Origin of the sequence: Arsukibacterium sp. (genome assembly GCF_033721375.1) — a bacterium.
Lineage (GTDB): Bacteria > Pseudomonadota > Gammaproteobacteria > Enterobacterales > Alteromonadaceae > Alishewanella.
In genome coordinates this window covers 258,521-273,864 of the sequence record NZ_JAWWAP010000002.1, presented here as the reverse complement: position 1 = coordinate 273,864, position 15,344 = coordinate 258,521, and the positions used below count along the sequence as shown (strand labels likewise).

The following is a 15,344-nucleotide window of genomic DNA, read 5'->3' as shown; positions in this document are numbered from 1 at the left end:
TACCGACAATATCAACAGCAACACTTAACGTTGCTGTTTTGATTATTAGCAACTAACCTTAGCTAAGATGCTGTTAGCCATACGTAATTTCCTAATGTGGTGAATATTGGATGGATAAACAACTCGAGCAGCTGGCCCAGTTTGTCGCCACCGCCAACACCGTCGAGGGCTTAACCCGGCCGTTATTAGCCTTGCTGCAACGGATAACCGGCCTCGAGTCAACTTACCTGACTGCCATTGATGAAACAGCCGGGGTGCAACATATTCTGATTGCTCATAATGCCGGTGCCCTGCAGCTACCTGAAAACCTTACCGTGCCCTGGCTGGATACGTTGTGTAAAAGAGCGCTGGAAAGTCAGCAATTTGTCACTGAAGACGTCGCCGCTTGTTGGGGCGATTCCGATGCGGCGCGTGAACTGGGATTGAAAAGCTATATCAGTGTGCCGGTGATGAATCAGGACGGCAGTGTATTTGGGACCTTATGCGGTGCCAGTTCCCATAATATCGCGCTGGGTACAATGTCGCATTTGCCTGAGCTGCTGCAACTGTGCGCTGACTTGATTGGCCACCAGCTGAATAGAGAAAACCAGGCCAAAATTGCTGCTGAACGGGCGGCTGAAGCTGAGCTGCAATTAAACCGGGTCAGTCTTTTCGCTAAAATCAGCGAGCTTTGTATGGCAGGGCAGTCGCTTAGTTTATCAATCAGTCAGACAGCACAATATATGCTGGAAAGTGGTTTTTGCAGTCAGGCAATAGCCTTTGATCTGGTAAACGATGAACTGGTCGCGGTCAACCCGGAAGATGAACCCTGGCAGAGTGTGGTGCAGGCGCTGCGCGCGGAACTGAGCACAGAAACCCGCCGGCGTACTATCATACCGCTTGAGATCACAGACGGCATGCAGCAGCAATTCAGTGGTTTTTTGCAATCCGGCCACGATACGCTGTTAATTAAAGTTTTTGCTGAATACACACCGGCGGCCCTTATTTTTGTGCAGGTAGCGCCTTCTACTGCGGCACAGGCCGAAAACCGGGCATTGTTATCTGCCATTAGTAATTCGCTATCATTGCTGGCCAGCCGGCTGGCCGATCATAATGCGCTGACCATATTGAATCAGCAGCTAGAATATCAGGCGCAACACGATACCCTGACCGCGCTGCCAAACCGCCGCTATTTATTTGATGAACTGGCGCGGCAGCTGGCTCGTGCTAACCGCCAACAGCTGAGCTTCTTTATTTTATTTATCGATTTAGATGGTTTTAAGGCCATTAACGATACTTATGGCCATGAAACCGGCGATGAATTTCTACGGGAATTTGCTAACCGGATCCGCTTAGCGATGCGCAGTGGCGACTTTGCTGCCCGCCATGGCGGCGATGAATTTGTTATGCTATGCCAGTTTTCAGCTGGCAGCCCAGCGGATTTACAGGCAGAGCATCTGCTAAAACGTATTCGGGCCGCAACCAGTGGCAGCTTTGAGTTAACCGATGTAACCCTCGACTATCAGGGTCCCAGTCTGGGGGTGGTGCAATGGCAACCCGGTGATATCAGCGATGGTGATCAACTGCTTAGTCAGGCTGATGCAGCCATGTACAAAGATAAGCAACAGCGGCGCAAACAGCAAAGTGGTGGCTAAGGCAGTGGCTTCAGTGCCAGCTCGCTCAGCCTGCTGCGTAGCTGGTTCATAAACGCAATATCCGGGTCATTCTTTTCAGTAAAATAGCTGGCATCGGTTTCTTTCCACCATTTGGTATCCCGAAACCGATGGTATTCACTATGACCCAGCACATATTCTATTGGGTATTTTTGGGCCAGATATTTGATTAATTTAGTATTCGCTTCCAGCTGCGCTTCAGTCATCGGCAGGCTGTTCCCATCAGCCACATTTTCAATGCCAATGGCAGTGTAATTTAAGCCTATGGTATGCCGTGCCATGGTCGTTTCCGGCATTAGCTGGTAAACAGTACCGTCGCGGTCGATGACAAACTGGCTGGAAACATTTAAATCTCCACCGGCCCGGATCCCGTCTCTTGCCGCAGGTAGCTCTGGCGGGTTAAACACCTCGAAGGTTTTTTCAAAAGTTTGAATAACGGTCCAGTGCACCACCACCATCCGCGGTTCTATGGTCGGCTCATCCTGCACCATGTTATAGCGCTCTTGCATATACTGCAGGGTCAGCGCTTTGCGCTTTTCATCAAAAATAATCGGCTTTTGAATAATCACTAAATCGTCAGGTTCAGCTGCATACTCAGTTGCATACAGTGGTAAAGATAAACCAAAAATACAGAGCAATAGTTTTTTCATGGTTATTCTATCCTCAAGGATACTCACCAAGACACTATGATAAACCGGCGATGGTCGCAATGTAAAAGTTTCCCTGGGTGTGTAAAACATTCTGGCAGTCTCCCCCAATTGTTGTCTCATGCTGATTAACTCTGCTGCGTTTTTTCAGTAGCGATCCAGTTAAAGAAGCTCTTTCAAACATAGGTATTGATGTTGCATAAGCTGATTTAAATGAAGCGGCAGAAAAAAACCGAAGCTAGGTCAATTTGCCTTTAGCGACCGGCATTACAGGAGCAAAAATGAACGACTGGACTAATACACCTTTTGAACCCTGGGCCGGTTTGGCAGGCGGCATAATGATCGGCGTTGCTGTGGTGATATTGCTGCTGTGCATTGGCAAAATTGCCGGTATTTCCGGAATTGCCGCCGGGGCGATAACCAAAAAACGCCTGGAGCAACATTGGAGATTAGCCTTCCTGGCCGGCATGCTATTAGCGGCCCCACTTTACCAGCTGTTCGCGGGCCCATTTCAGGTGCAAACGCAGTTCGATGCTTTATGGATGGGTATTGCAGGTTTACTGGTCGGTTTTGGTACCCGTCTGGGCAGTGGTTGTACATCCGGTCATGGTGTTGCCGGACTGGCGCGATTCTCACCAAGATCAATAGTCGCCACCCTGGTTTTTTTCGGTGCGGCAGTAATTACCACCAATACCATCCGCTATTTCATCTAATTAAAGAAGGAGAATGCTTTGAAAACTTTAATCATCTCATTGTTCTGTGGCGTGGTATTTGGCTTAGGTTTAATTGTAGCGGGGATGAGTAATCCGGCGCGGGTATTAAACTTTCTGGACTGGGGGCCTCGCTGGGACCCCACATTAGCGCTGGTAATGGGAGGCGCTGTTGCGGTGGCTATTCCGGGTTTTTACTGGGCTCGCCGTCGCAGCCGGCCCTTGCTGGCTGATAACTTTGATATCCCGTCAAACAAGACCATTGACGCTAAATTGATCGTCGGTGCTGCTATTTTTGGCATTGGCTGGGGACTTGGCGGTTTTTGCCCGGGGCCGGGGATTGTAGCTGCAACTACGTTTCAGGCGGAAGTGTTGTTGTTTGTCATTGCCATGATAGTAGGCATGTTGCTGCAGAATTGGCGTAGCACTAAATTTAAAACAGACGACGGCTGAAATTAAAACTAAGAGGAATTGCACAGGAGGAAAATTCAATGGAACTACGACGTATAGAAACGCCGGGGATTGCCCATTATGCCTGGCTGCTGGCCGACGGTGAGCAAGCGATGTTGGTAGACCCCAGTCGGCATGTGCAAAAATATCTGGATACCGCCCGGGATATGGCAACCCGGATTACTCATATCGTTGAGACTCATCGGCAGGAAGATTTTGTGATGGGGGCAGCCTGGCTGGCCAGGCGCACCGGCGCCAGAATTTACAATGGCAACCATGAAACCTTCGGTCATGGCGATTGCCGGCTTGAGGACGGCGATACCTTTTACGTTGGTAAGCTGTTGATCCGGGCATTTCATACGCCCGGCCATACACCGGAGAGTATGTGTTACGCCGTTTATAAAAATGACGATGCTGAGGTCGCCTGGGCGATATTCACCGGAGATACCTTATTTTTTGGCGACACCGGCCGCTCTGATTTACCAGACGAGAACAAAGCCGTGGAAAATGCCGGCTGTATTTATGACTCTGTTCACAACAAGCTGGCTGGTCTGGGCGATACTGCACTGGTGCTACCTGCCCACGGGCCAGGGTCGGTATGTGGCAGTGGTATGGCGGAGCGTTCCTGGTCAACGCTTGGCGATGAAAAAAGCTATAACGATGTCTTTACGCTGTCCCGGGAAGAATTTGCCGAAAAGAAAGGCGGCGAACGTCTGCCAAGGCCGCCGTATTTCCGGCATATGGAGAAAGTCAATTTGCAGGGAGGCTTACCACCCAGCTTGCGACAGGGTGATGTTGGCTTGCTCAATGTAGCAGAATTTGCCAAGGTCGCTGATAACGCTCAGATTTACGATACCCGTTTGCCGGAGGCCTTCGCTGGCGGCCATATTCCAGACAGTTACAGTATCTGGCTGGGCGGTTTACCGGTATTTGCTGGCTGGGTAGGAAATGCGGATCGTAAAGTCTATCTGGTGACAAATCGTAACGATGATGTGGATCCTGCGGTACGTCATTTAAGTAACATTGGTCTGGATAATGTGCAGGGGGCCTTAGCCGGAGGTTTTGAAAGTTGGCGGGACGCCGGACGGGACGTGGAAAATAGCGGCGCGATTACTCCAGCGGTGTTACATAACATGGATAATAAGCCGCAAGTGCTGGATGTGCGTGAGATTGACGAATTTGACAGTGGTCATATACCCGGTGCGGTACATTGTTACGTTGGCTATCTGGCCGATAAGCTTAATGAACTGCCTTTAGATAAATCGCAGCCTGTGGTAGTGACCTGCGGGGTGGGACACCGGGCCGGACTGGGTGTCAGTATTCTGCTACGATCGGGTTTTCAGAATGTGAGCAATTTATTAGGTGGTATGAAAGCCTGGACTGCGCTTGGCCTGCCTGTTGAGTGAACAAACCGTAAGGCCGCCGAAGCGCAAACCTGGCAAATAAGTTAGCTAAAGCCCGTGCGGATAAGTATCCGGGATTTTAGCCGTATCTTCCTTGATATTGATATTGTGCAGGCCCTGGCTGTCAGCAAAAAATACAAAATGGTCGTAGCGCTTCGGGATCACCGTCGGCACATAGTTACCATAACGTTCATGCAGGGGGTTGTACACTACCCCCACCGCACGATGGGCAATGCGCCGCGCCAGTGCCGGGTTCGACTGCAAATCTGCAGAGTGTAAAAAGAACTGCTTGCCGGCCTGATAACACATATCTTCCCAGCTGCCTTCCCGCGCGGGCGGCAGGTCCATGTTTTCAACCGGGGTGCCCCAGGCGCTGCCGGCCAGTACTTTGCCCTGATAACTGCCAAAACCGACAAGAGCTACCTGCTCGCTGCCATAGTGTTTGCGGCCCAGCTCGCCAAGATTAAGCAACCCCTGAGTTGCCATATCGGTATAGGCAGCATCACCAATATGGGTATTGTGCGCCCAGACAATACCCTTGGCATTCTTGCCGTGAAAGGCCATCAGCCGGTTAAGGGTGTCCATCATATGCTGGTCACGCAGGTTCCAAGTCGATTCACTGCCGTTGGCCATTGCCCGGTAATAATGCTCAGCATTTTTACTGACGGTGGCATTTTGTTCGGCACTAAAAGCGTCTTCCCGATCATGGTCATAAGTAGGGGCTTTACTGCGTATTTTAGTTAATAAGTTACTGACTTCATCACTACAGCCTTCAGGGGCGAGGCGGGTGGCAATAGCATAGCGCTGGCCATCTTCATCACGATAAGGCTCAAAACAGCGCATTGCGGTTTTCGCAGTTTCATACGCATCGGGATCTGCATCGCGCAGGTAATTCATAATGGCGTCCATCGACTCCCACAGGCTGTAAACATCCAGACCGTAAAAACCTTTGCGCTGATCTTCATCCTGTGACTGGTTAAACTTGCGCAGCCAGCTGGCAAACTCATGTACTTCCCAGTTCGCCCACATCCAGCTGGGCCAGCGCTGAAACTCCTTCAGCGCCTGCTCCGTGTCGGCAATGGCATCATCATAGTGTTTTACGTGCCTGTTCAGCTCATAGCAGGGCGGCCAGTCACCTTCAACCACCACAAAATCAAAACCGTATTCCTCTAATAGTATTTTCGAAATTTTAGCCCGCCACTTGTAATACTCGTGAGTACCATGGGAAGCCTCGCCCAGCATCACTACTTTTTTGTCTTTAACGGCTTCCAGCAGCGGCCGTAAATCGTCAGTATTATCGAAGTCGTGTTTATACTGCTCAATGGTATTAATAATTGAATCTGTCATCATTAATCTCCCTGGTTAATGACGGAGTCCATCATCGTTAGTTGCCCACTTTGCCGGTCATCGGCACAAAGCGCACCATCAATAATGTGCTTTCCTTAAATTCATGCTCACTGAGCCGTTCCAGCAATACCAGTTCCTGGGTTAATTTGCCTACCGGCGCCAGCAACCTGCCGCCTATTTTCAGCTGCTTCTTCAGGTTGTCGGGAATGGCTGCCGGTGCAGCAGTCAGCTCAATCACATCAAAAGGGGCATGCTCAGGCCAGCCGTCATAACCATCACCATAGCGACTTTCAATATTACTGCTATCGATTTTCTGCAGGTTGTTTTTGGCCAGTTCGGCCAGCCAACCAATAATTTCGATCGAATATACTTTGTTGGCCAGTTGAGCTAACACGGCGGTGTTATAGCCGCAGCCGGTGCCAATTTCCAGCACTTTATCATCGGGTTTAATGTCGAGTGCCTGGGCCATGTAAGCAACAATATAAGGCTGGCTGATAGTTTGGGATTTGCCAATCGGCAGTGCGTGGTCTTCGTAGGTATATGATTGTAGCTCTTCAGGCACAAACAGGGCGCGGTCTACCGCCTGCATGGCCATTATCACTCTCGGATCGTCAATATCCCTGCCTTTCAGATGGCGCTCAATCATGGTGTCCTTAGTATTCATAAGGGTTACCCATTTGTTGCGTTATATAAAAAATATCTCCGGTTAAAAATCCAGCTGAACGTTAAGGGTAGTAAGGAATGTCTAAAAAGGGCAAGCCAGCAGCCAATGGTATGATGACTGTGTTTAACGATAAACCAGATGACAGAGGCATGACAGGAAGTAGCTTGAAATGGTGGCTCCAGTTGGGTGAAACGAGTGCAGTAACAAAGCATTGCTTTGTGCGAGTTGAACGCGTAGTAACTTTAGTTACAAGAGGGAATAGTCCGCTGAGGGTTAACATGAAAGCGCAGCTTGAAATGGTGGCCCCAGCTGGACTCGAACCAGCGACCGATCGATTATGAGTCGAGCGCTCTAACCAACTGAGCTATGGGGCCACACTGTCGCTATATTGCTGTGCAATATGAAGCGGCAGGCAGTATAAAAACTTTTAGCTGCTTTGTCATCCGGCTTATTAGGCTAAGTGCAGTTAATTGCTGCTTTTTTAGGCTTTATACCGGTTTAAATAATAAAGGCGCCATCTGGCGCCCTTAATTATGGTGCTGCAAAGCTGCTTTACTCGTCCAGGAAGCTTTTTAATACTTCTGAACGGGAAGGGTGGCGTAGCTTGCGCAGGGCCTTGGCTTCAATTTGCCGGATCCGCTCCCGGGTTACGTCGAATTGCTTACCGACTTCTTCCAGGGTGTGGTCGGTATTCATATCAATACCGAAGCGCATCCGCAGTACTTTAGCTTCGCGGGCGGTTAAACCAGCCAGCACTTCATTGGTAGCGTTTTTCAGGCTTTCCATCGTCGCCGAGTCGAGCGGTGATTCACCGCCGGCATCTTCAATAAAGTCGCCCAGATGCGAATCTTCATCATCGCCAATCGGGGTTTCCATTGAAATCGGCTCTTTGGCTATTTTTAACACCTTACGAATTTTGTCTTCCGGCATTTGCATCCGCTCTGACAATTCTTCCGGCGTTGGCTCGCGCCCCATTTCCTGCAGCATCTGGCGGGAAATCCGGTTCAGCTTGTTGATGGTTTCAATCATATGCACCGGAATACGGATAGTCCGGGCCTGGTCGGCAATAGACCGGGTAATGGCCTGGCGGATCCACCAGGTGGCATAGGTTGAAAACTTATAACCGCGACGGTATTCGAATTTATCTACCGCTTTCATCAGGCCGATATTGCCTTCCTGAATTAAATCAAGGAACTGCAAGCCACGATTGGTGTATTTTTTGGCAATAGAGATAACCAGTCGTAAGTTTGCCTCAACCATTTCTTTCTTGGCACGACGGGCTTTCGCTTCGCCAATCGACATCCGGCGGTTAATATCTTTAATTTTAAAGATGCTTAAGCCGGTTTCTTCTTCAACTTTTTTCAGTTTTTCAACGCTGCGAACCAAATCTTCGCGCATTTCTTCCAGACGTCCTGAATAACCTTTGCCGGCTTTAATTTCGGCATCGATCCAGGCGGTGGAATTTTCATGGCCGGTAAAGGCTTTAACGAAGGTTTTCTTCGGCATTTTGGCGTATTCAACGCAATGCTTCATTAACAGCCGTTCCTGGATCCGTACCCGGTCCATCATTTCCCGCATGTTTTTAACCAGGCGGTCAAATTGCTTGGGAACCAGGCGGAAACAGCGGAACACTTCGCTTAATTTTTCAATCTCGGCTTTGGTGGTCGCATGCTCACGACCATTTTTTTCAATAGAGTTACGGGTAACTTCGTATTGATCGCGCAGTTCGCCAAACTTTATCCGGGCTTCTTCCGGATCCGGGCCGGTGTCGGCTTCAGCATCGTCATCACTGTCGTCGTCATCATTATCGTCGTTGTCGTCATCCTGCTTATCGGCTGGCACTTCAGAACCGATATGGCTGGCAATAACCGGCGCTTCATCAATTTCATTCGGGTCGATAAAGGCAGAAACAATGTCGCTTAAGCGTATTTCTTCCGCTTCAAATTTGTCCCATTGCTCCAGCAGGTAGGTAATCGCTTCCGGATACTCTGCCACCGAGGTTTGCACCTGGTTAATGCCGTCTTCAATCCGTTTGGCGATGTCAATTTCGCCTTCGCGGGTTAACAGCTCAACGGTGCCCATCTCCCGCATGTACATCCGGACCGGATCGGTCGTGCGGCCGAGTTCTTTGTCGACACTGACCAGCGCCTGGGCAGCTTCTTCTGCAGCGTCTTCATCTGTGGAGGCATCGGACATTATCAAATCATCGGCATCAGGCGCGTTTTCAAACACCTGAATGCCCATATCATTGATCATTCGAATAATATCTTCGATTTGATCAGAGTCGATAATGTCTTGTGGAAGGTGATCGTTAACTTCGGCAAAAGTAAGATACCCTTGCTCTTTACCCTTAATGATCAGGAGTTTTAACTGCGACTGAGGACTTTGCTCCATAGAGACTTATCTTCCACCAATGTTGATTAATATAAAAATGCGAACTAGCGATTATAACAAACCGAAGCTTTTCTAGCCAGTCGGAGTTAGCTTGCTGTTCGCGGTTTTTTGCTTTTCAGTGCTTTTAGCAACAGCACATATTCATGTTGTTCGGCCTGGGTCAGCTGTTTTAGTTTATCTTTTCGTTCCAGTGCTTCCAGTCGTTGCTGCAGGTATTGATCTTCAATCGAGTGGAACGTATCCAGAAATTCGGCTGACAGCTGCTCGGGTTCTATCTGATGTTGCCAGGCTGCCAACTTTAACAGGATGGCATGCTCAGGCAGATCCCGCCAGTATTCCAGCAATTGCGCCGTGGTAAGCCCCGGCTTAGCCAGTAAATGCTGTTGTATGGCCAGTAACAAACTAATACCGGGTATTTCGGCACTGGCTAATTCAGGCGCGTAGGGCATAACATTAACCAGTTCCGGCGTTTGCAGCAACAGGGCAATGGCCCGGCGCATCGGCGTCATTTTAATGCTGGCAGGTGCTGGCCTTGCCTGAGGCCGGTTAGCTGCCGGCTTCAATCGCTCACTTGATCTGCCCAGCAAATTGTCCAGTTTCTGCTGCAGGGTTTCCTGATAAAAGCTACTGGGAATTTGCTTAATCAGTTCACTGCCTCTGGCCATTAATGCTGACTTGCCGCCGTCAGTATTGGCATCAAACTCTTGCAATAAATGCTCAAACAAGTACTGGCTTAGCGGCAGGGCCTGCTCTAGCCGGGCCATAAAAGCGGCTTTGCCTTCTTTTTGGACTAACGAATCCGGGTCTTCGCCGTCAGGCAAAAACACAAAATTAAGCTCGACGCCATCTTTTAACTGCGGCAGGGCATTTTGTAAAGCCCGCCAGGCCGCATCGCGACCGGCGCGGTCGCCGTCGTAACAGCAAATAACTTTCGGGCTGTATCGGAACAAGGTATGCATTTGTTCTGATGTGGTGGCGGTGCCAAGGCATGCCACCGCAAAGCGAATATCATGCTCGGCCAGCGCCACGACATCCATGTAGCCTTCAACCACCAGCAACTGTTTTAAACGGCCGGGTTGCTGGCGCACCTGATACAGACCGTACAGCTCGCGGCCTTTATGAAACAGCCTGGTTTCCGGTGAATTCAGGTATTTCGGCTGGCCATCGTTTAAAATGCGGCCACCAAAGGCAATCACCCGGCCGCGCTTATCATGAATAGGAAACATCAGCCGGTCGCGGAAAAAATCGTATTCCCGGCCATTATCGTTGCGATTAACGAGCTTCAGCTCAATCAGCTGCTCGCGCACGGCTCTGGGTTTACCACTACTTAACTGCTTTAATACCCCGTCCCAGCCATCGGGGGCATAGCCCAGTTGAAAATCACTGATGGTTTGCGGCGATAAGCCACGACGTTGCAAATACTGCTGCACTGTCGGGCCATTGGTATGCTGCTGCAGCTGCTGCTGGTAATAATCTGCCGCCTGCTGCATCAGACTGTAATCGTCGGCCTGCGCTGCTGGCCGTGCCGGGCCTTTACCTTGTTCACGTGGTACTTCCATATGCAACTGCTTGGCAAGCTCTTCAATAGCTTCGACAAATTCCAGCTGTTCAAACTCCATCATAAAGCTGATGGCATTGCCATGGGCACCACAACCGAAGCAGTGATAAAACTGCTTATCGGGGCTGACAGTAAAGGATGGGCTTTTTTCGTTATGAAACGGGCAACAGGCAGCGTAGTTTTTACTACCTGCTTTTTTTAGCGGTACACGTTGGTCTATCAGTTCGACGATATCTGTTCTGGCGAGCAGATCATCAATAAACTGACGGGGTATTTGTCCTGCCACTGCTGTCCTTTATATGGTTTCCAGAAAAAGACAAACCGTGCTCAATGAACACGGTGTGCAGATATCGGCCTTGCGCCTGATTGCGAACCTGCTGCTTAGAACCGCTATAGTGCGGTTTGGCAGGTTTACGCCGGTTGTCTGTAACTTAGTACAGGCGGATCCGACGTGCATTCTCGCGAGAAAGCTTTTTAGCGTGGCGTTTTACCGCTGCTGCTTTCTTGCGCTTACGAACCCAGGTAGGCTTCTCGTAAAATTCTTTAGCGCGTACATCAGCTAGTACGCCAGCTTTTTCACAAGAGCGCTTAAAACGACGTAATGCTACGTCAAAGGGTTCGTTTTCTTTTACTTTAACAACAGGCATTAAATTCTCACCTCGGTCAAACTTGGTTATCAGTAACCAATTACGATTAAAAATGGTGCGGCATTTTACGCAAAAACCCCCACCAATGTAAAGCGAATAAGTGATCTTTAATCAGATCTTCTGGCTCTGACAGGGTGAAGTCGTTACAATGCGCGCGTTAAAGGTCGGCAAGTGTACCTGAAGTTGCCGGCCAGATCCTACTAATTTGCTGATTATTTAACACGATTTCCGGGAAGGCGATGCGCGTATTAGGTATAGAAACATCCTGCGATGAAACCGCTATTGCAGTTTACGATGGCGAAAAGGGTTTGTTAAGCCATGTATTGTACAGTCAGATCCCGCTGCATGCCGATTATGGCGGTGTGGTGCCTGAACTGGCGTCACGCGATCATGTTAAAAAAACCCTGCCGTTAGTTAAGCAGGCAATCCAGCAGGCCGGCCTTAATCCCAGTGATATTGATGGTGTCGCCTACACCGCCGGTCCCGGTTTAGCTGGCGCTTTGCTGGTCGGCGCCACTATTGGTCGCAGCCTGGCCTACGCCTGGCAAAAGCCGGCTTTAGCCGTACACCATATGGAAGGTCATTTATTAGCACCGATGCTGGAAGAAAACCCGCCACCTTTTCCGTTTTTAGCGCTGTTAGTTTCCGGTGGCCATACTCAGCTGGTGGGGGTAGAGGGCATAGGGCGTTATCAGTTGCTCGGTGAATCAATTGATGATGCGGCCGGCGAGGCTTTTGATAAAACGGCCAAGTTAATGGGGCTTGATTACCCAGGTGGTCCGCTGCTGGCGAAGCTGGCGCTGCAAGGTGATAGTAAAAAATATAAGTTTCCGCGGCCAATGACCGACCGGCCCGGGCTGGATTTCAGCTTTAGCGGCCTGAAAACCTCTGCGGCTAACGTGATTGCCAAAGAAGGCAACAGTGAGCAGGTGCAGGCTGATATTGCGGCATCGTTTCAGCAGGCCGTGGTCGATACCTTAGTGATTAAATGTGAGCGGGCGCTGGAGCAAACCGGTTATCAGCGGCTGGTTATTGCCGGTGGGGTCAGTGCGAACCTGTCGCTGCGCGAGCAACTGGCGGTGCTATTAAAGCAACGCGGCGGAGAGGTGTATTACCCGCGCAAAGAGTTTTGTACCGACAACGGCGCCATGATTGCCTATGCCGGCTATCAGCGGTTACAGGCCGGTCAGCAGCAAGACCTGACTATTGGCGTAACACCACGCTGGCCCATGCAAGATTTAGCGCCGGTTTAAAGAGAAGCGCTTTTAGAGCTGAAGGTTGGAATCCCGATTTGGGCGCCACAGAGTGTCTGAGTGAGTGCGTCAGCGCGAGCGAGTTGCTGTGGCGAGCCAAGGCGGGAGTTGCAACCGGAAGCCCTGATGATTAAGCCGGATTCCAACCTTGCTTTAATAGGTTTGTGCAGGACGACTTAAAATTACTCGCGAATACGTTTCGACTTATCCCATACTTTACTTTCTTTACCCTGATACAGCCGGACAATATTCTGGCGGTGGCGGGCAATAATCAGAATGCTTAGCATAATAACCGGCACGGTATATAACGGTTTTATCCACCAGGTAAACAGCGGTGCCAGTGCTACGGTTAAAATGGCCGCTAACGACGAATAGCCGCTTACTGCTACCAGTAACACCCAGCTGGCAATCAGTAAGCCGGCCAGATCAAGGCCAATTGGCATCATGGCGCCAAACGCAGTAGCCACGGCTTTACCGCCTTTAAAACCAAAAAATACCGGGTAAATGTGGCCTAAGCAGGCACAAATGGCGATTGCGCCCAGCCACAGCGGTTCAATTTGCAAAAAATACGAGCCCCAAACCGGAATGGTGCCTTTTAAAATATCGAACAGTAATACCAGCACTGCAGGCAAAGGGCCGCCGAGGCGTAATACGTTAGTGGCACCGGGGTTGCCTGAACCATGAAAACGCGGGTCGGGCAGGCGAAATAACTGACAAACCAGCACTGCTGATGACACCGAGCCCAGTAAATAGGCGGTAAACATCATAATAACAATCAGCAGGGTCATTTCGACGGTTCCTCAGCACCAGTTTTTACGATAAGATTGCAGCTCGCTGCACGGCAGCAGGATAAAGGCTTGGTGGCGTTTTACCTATCCGACCAGCCTACCTGAAACGAAAAATAACGCAATCCGGATTTAACTGAATGGACATAGTTTTTATAAAACAGCTACAAGTCGATACCATTATCGGGGTGTACGACTGGGAGAAATCCATTCAGCAGCGGCTGTTACTTGATTTAACCCTGACAGCAGACCAGCGCAATGCAGCGGCCAGAGACGACATCAGCCTGACCCTGGATTACGCCGTGATAGCCGAGAAAGTTACGGCGCTGATCACTGCCGAGCCGATTGAGCTGATTGAAACCGTTGCTGAAAAAGTTGCTGCTATGTTGCTAACCGAGTTTGCTACCAGCAAGGTAGAAGTGACGGTCAGTAAACCCGGTGCCGTTGCGCAGGCGCAAACAGTCGGCGTGCATATTGTAAGAACGGCTCCGCTGGTAACGCCGCCGAAGGACTATGCCTGATGGCTCGTATTTTTATCAGTATTGGCAGCAACACCGATCGTGATCACTATATTCAGGCCGGGGTATTGTCGCTTAAACATTATTTTGGCGAGGTGCAACTTTCTTCGGTGTATGAGAGCGAGGCTGTCGGCTTTAATGGTGATGCCTTTTATAATCTGGTGGCCGCCACTGATACTGAATTACCAATTGCCGACTGCGTGCAGGTGCTGAAACAAATTGAAGACAGCCATGGCCGTATTCGCGGCGCTGAGAAATTTTGTGGTCGTACCCTTGATTTAGATTTACTGACTTACGATCAGGTTTGCTGTCAGCAGCCGATAGTGCTGCCACGCGGTGAAATTACTGAAAATGCCTTTGTGTTATGGCCAATGGCTGAGCTTGCCCCCAACGCCCTGCATCCGCTGACCAAACTGAGTTATGCCGAAATGTGGCAGGCATACCCCAAAAATAAACAAAAAATCTGGCCTGTGCCGTTTAACTGGAGTGAATGTAATTGAGTACAGTGGAAGTTATTATTTTAGCCATCCTGCAGGGTTTAACAGAGTTTCTGCCTATTTCTTCTTCAGCGCACCTTATATTACCGTCAGCCATTTTCGGCTGGCAGGATCAGGGTATTGCTTTTGATGTGGCGGTACATGTTGGCACCTTGCTGGCGGTAATGTTGTATTTCCGCCAGGATATCAGCCGGTTATTTGTTGGCTGGCTGCAAAGCCTCGGCGGGCGCCATAGTACCGACAGCAAACTGGCCTGGTGGGTTATTCTGGCGACTATCCCGGCCGGCCTGGCTGGTTTACTGGCAGCCGATTATATTGAAAGCTATTTGCGTTCGCCCTGGGTACTGGCTGCCACCACTATTATTTTCGGTTTAGCGTTATGGTGGGCTGATGCCACAGCGAAGCAAAATCAAAATATGGAACAGTTAAACTGGCGCCAGGCGTTATTTATCGGGGTGGCGCAGGCCATCTCGTTAATTCCCGGCACCTCGCGTTCGGGCATTACCATGACAGCCGCAATGCTGCTGGGGCTGGATAAAGTCAGTGCTGCCCGCTTTTCTTTTTTGCTTTCTATTCCGATTATTACCCTAAGTGGCGGTTATCAGGCCAGCAAGTTGCTGGCTGAACCAGGCCGCTTTGACTTAAATGCCATTTTCCTGGGTACAGGCCTGGCTTTTATCAGCGCCTTAGTGTGTATTCATTTCTTTTTGAAGATAATCAGCCGGATGGGCATGCTGCCCTTTGTTATTTACCGGCTGTTATTAGGTGTAGGGTTAATTATCTTTTTAAGCTGGTATGCGGTTTAAGCTGGCACTTAGT

Annotated in this window: 15 protein-coding genes and 1 tRNA gene; 8 read left to right on the top strand and 8 right to left on the bottom strand. The window is 49.9% G+C overall.

Annotated elements, in window-relative coordinates; translation table 11 throughout:
- Positions 1 to 110 precede the first annotated feature (110 nt).
- The gene (locus tag R3187_RS04380) at positions 111 to 1,634 is read left to right on the top strand and encodes a sensor domain-containing diguanylate cyclase (protein WP_318965485.1); all 1,524 of its coding nucleotides are present in this window, start codon (positions 111 to 113) and stop codon (positions 1,632 to 1,634) included.
- On the opposite strand, the gene R3187_RS04375 is transcribed toward R3187_RS04380, so the two are convergent.
- Positions 1,631 to 2,302 (bottom strand): peptidoglycan recognition family protein, encoded by a 672-nt coding sequence (locus R3187_RS04375; protein WP_318965484.1) that lies wholly within the window; start codon positions 2,300 to 2,302, stop codon positions 1,631 to 1,633. The genes R3187_RS04380 and R3187_RS04375 overlap by 4 nt on opposite strands.
- A gap of 278 nt (positions 2,303 to 2,580) precedes the next feature.
- Between R3187_RS04375 and R3187_RS04370 the strand changes: the two genes are divergently transcribed.
- Genes R3187_RS04370 through R3187_RS04360 form a run of 3 tightly spaced genes read left to right on the top strand, consistent with a single transcriptional unit; the run spans position 2,581 to position 4,865 of the window.
- The gene (locus tag R3187_RS04370) at positions 2,581 to 3,012 is read left to right on the top strand and encodes a YeeE/YedE family protein (RefSeq protein WP_318965483.1); all 432 of its coding nucleotides are present in this window, start codon (positions 2,581 to 2,583) and stop codon (positions 3,010 to 3,012) included.
- A gap of 18 nt (positions 3,013 to 3,030) precedes the next feature.
- On the top strand, positions 3,031 to 3,462 hold the full coding sequence (locus R3187_RS04365) for a YeeE/YedE family protein (RefSeq protein WP_318965482.1): 432 nt from the start codon (positions 3,031 to 3,033) through the stop codon (positions 3,460 to 3,462).
- A gap of 38 nt (positions 3,463 to 3,500) precedes the next feature.
- Positions 3,501 to 4,865: a rhodanese-like domain-containing protein gene (locus R3187_RS04360; RefSeq protein WP_318965481.1), complete on the top strand. Its 1,365-nt coding sequence runs from the start codon at positions 3,501 to 3,503 to the stop codon at positions 4,863 to 4,865.
- 45 nt (positions 4,866 to 4,910) lie between these two features.
- Here R3187_RS04360 and R3187_RS04355 read toward each other — a convergent pair whose 3' ends face one another.
- From R3187_RS04355 to rpsU, 6 genes are all read right to left on the bottom strand, one after another.
- On the bottom strand, positions 4,911 to 6,212 hold the full coding sequence (locus tag R3187_RS04355; RefSeq protein ID WP_318965480.1) for an erythromycin esterase family protein: 1,302 nt from the start codon (positions 6,210 to 6,212) through the stop codon (positions 4,911 to 4,913).
- A 34-nt stretch (positions 6,213 to 6,246) separates the two neighbouring features.
- Complete coding sequence (locus R3187_RS04350; RefSeq protein WP_318965479.1) at positions 6,247 to 6,873, bottom strand: protein-L-isoaspartate(D-aspartate) O-methyltransferase; 627 nt, start codon at positions 6,871 to 6,873, stop codon at positions 6,247 to 6,249.
- Positions 6,874 to 7,170: 297 nt separating this feature from the next.
- Positions 7,171 to 7,247 (bottom strand) — tRNA-Ile (locus R3187_RS04345).
- Between the two features lie 178 nt (positions 7,248 to 7,425).
- Complete coding sequence (rpoD, locus tag R3187_RS04340) at positions 7,426 to 9,267, bottom strand: RNA polymerase sigma factor RpoD (protein ID WP_318965478.1); 1,842 nt, start codon at positions 9,265 to 9,267, stop codon at positions 7,426 to 7,428.
- An 86-nt stretch (positions 9,268 to 9,353) separates the two neighbouring features.
- Complete coding sequence (dnaG, locus tag R3187_RS04335) at positions 9,354 to 11,111, bottom strand: DNA primase (protein ID WP_318965477.1); 1,758 nt, start codon at positions 11,109 to 11,111, stop codon at positions 9,354 to 9,356.
- Between the two features lie 145 nt (positions 11,112 to 11,256).
- Positions 11,257 to 11,472 (bottom strand): 30S ribosomal protein S21, encoded by a 216-nt coding sequence (gene rpsU / locus R3187_RS04330; protein WP_019675131.1) that lies wholly within the window; start codon positions 11,470 to 11,472, stop codon positions 11,257 to 11,259.
- Positions 11,473 to 11,711: 239 nt separating this feature from the next.
- Between rpsU and tsaD the strand changes: the two genes are divergently transcribed.
- Positions 11,712 to 12,725 (top strand): tRNA (adenosine(37)-N6)-threonylcarbamoyltransferase complex transferase subunit TsaD, encoded by a 1,014-nt coding sequence (tsaD, locus tag R3187_RS04325; protein ID WP_318965476.1) that lies wholly within the window; start codon positions 11,712 to 11,714, stop codon positions 12,723 to 12,725.
- 182 nt (positions 12,726 to 12,907) lie between these two features.
- Here tsaD and plsY read toward each other — a convergent pair whose 3' ends face one another.
- Positions 12,908 to 13,513, bottom strand: coding sequence for a glycerol-3-phosphate 1-O-acyltransferase PlsY (plsY, locus tag R3187_RS04320; protein WP_318965475.1), 606 nt, complete (start codon positions 13,511 to 13,513; stop codon positions 12,908 to 12,910).
- 137 nt (positions 13,514 to 13,650) lie between these two features.
- Between plsY and folB the strand changes: the two genes are divergently transcribed.
- The 3 genes from folB to R3187_RS04305 are packed head-to-tail and all read left to right on the top strand — an operon-like array spanning position 13,651 to position 15,331.
- Positions 13,651 to 14,031 carry a dihydroneopterin aldolase gene (gene folB, locus R3187_RS04315; protein ID WP_318965474.1) on the top strand — a complete coding sequence of 127 codons (381 nt, stop codon included), beginning with the start codon at positions 13,651 to 13,653 and terminating at the stop codon, positions 14,029 to 14,031.
- Positions 14,031 to 14,528 (top strand): 2-amino-4-hydroxy-6-hydroxymethyldihydropteridine diphosphokinase, encoded by a 498-nt coding sequence (folK, locus tag R3187_RS04310; RefSeq protein ID WP_318965473.1) that lies wholly within the window; start codon positions 14,031 to 14,033, stop codon positions 14,526 to 14,528. The genes folB and folK overlap by 1 nt, the downstream gene beginning before the upstream one ends.
- A complete protein-coding gene (locus R3187_RS04305) occupies positions 14,525 to 15,331 on the top strand; it encodes an undecaprenyl-diphosphate phosphatase (RefSeq protein WP_318965472.1) in 807 nt (268 codons plus the stop codon). Before folK ends, R3187_RS04305 begins: the two co-directional genes overlap by 4 nt.
- The last annotated feature ends 13 nt before the right edge of the window (positions 15,332 to 15,344 follow it).

Excerpts from the sequence above, each read along its gene's own strand:
- plsY (WP_318965475.1), bottom strand. The coding sequence starts at position 13,513 with ATGACCCTGCTGATTGTTATTATGATGTTTACCGCCTATTTACTGGGC.
- R3187_RS04360 (WP_318965481.1), top strand. The coding sequence starts at position 3,501 with ATGGAACTACGACGTATAGAAACGCCGGGGATTGCCCATTATGCCTGG.
- folB (WP_318965474.1), top strand. The coding sequence starts at position 13,651 with ATGGACATAGTTTTTATAAAACAGCTACAAGTCGATACCATTATCGGG.
- R3187_RS04380 (WP_318965485.1), top strand. The coding sequence starts at position 111 with ATGGATAAACAACTCGAGCAGCTGGCCCAGTTTGTCGCCACCGCCAAC.
- rpsU (WP_019675131.1), bottom strand. The coding sequence starts at position 11,472 with ATGCCTGTTGTTAAAGTAAAAGAAAACGAACCCTTTGACGTAGCATTA.
- folK (WP_318965473.1), top strand. The coding sequence starts at position 14,031 with ATGGCTCGTATTTTTATCAGTATTGGCAGCAACACCGATCGTGATCAC.
- R3187_RS04355 (WP_318965480.1), bottom strand. The coding sequence starts at position 6,212 with ATGATGACAGATTCAATTATTAATACCATTGAGCAGTATAAACACGAC.
- tsaD (WP_318965476.1), top strand. The coding sequence starts at position 11,712 with ATGCGCGTATTAGGTATAGAAACATCCTGCGATGAAACCGCTATTGCA.
- R3187_RS04370 (WP_318965483.1), top strand. The coding sequence starts at position 2,581 with ATGAACGACTGGACTAATACACCTTTTGAACCCTGGGCCGGTTTGGCA.
- R3187_RS04350 (WP_318965479.1), bottom strand. The coding sequence starts at position 6,873 with ATGAATACTAAGGACACCATGATTGAGCGCCATCTGAAAGGCAGGGAT.
- R3187_RS04375 (WP_318965484.1), bottom strand. The coding sequence starts at position 2,302 with ATGAAAAAACTATTGCTCTGTATTTTTGGTTTATCTTTACCACTGTAT.
- rpoD (WP_318965478.1), bottom strand. The coding sequence starts at position 9,267 with ATGGAGCAAAGTCCTCAGTCGCAGTTAAAACTCCTGATCATTAAGGGT.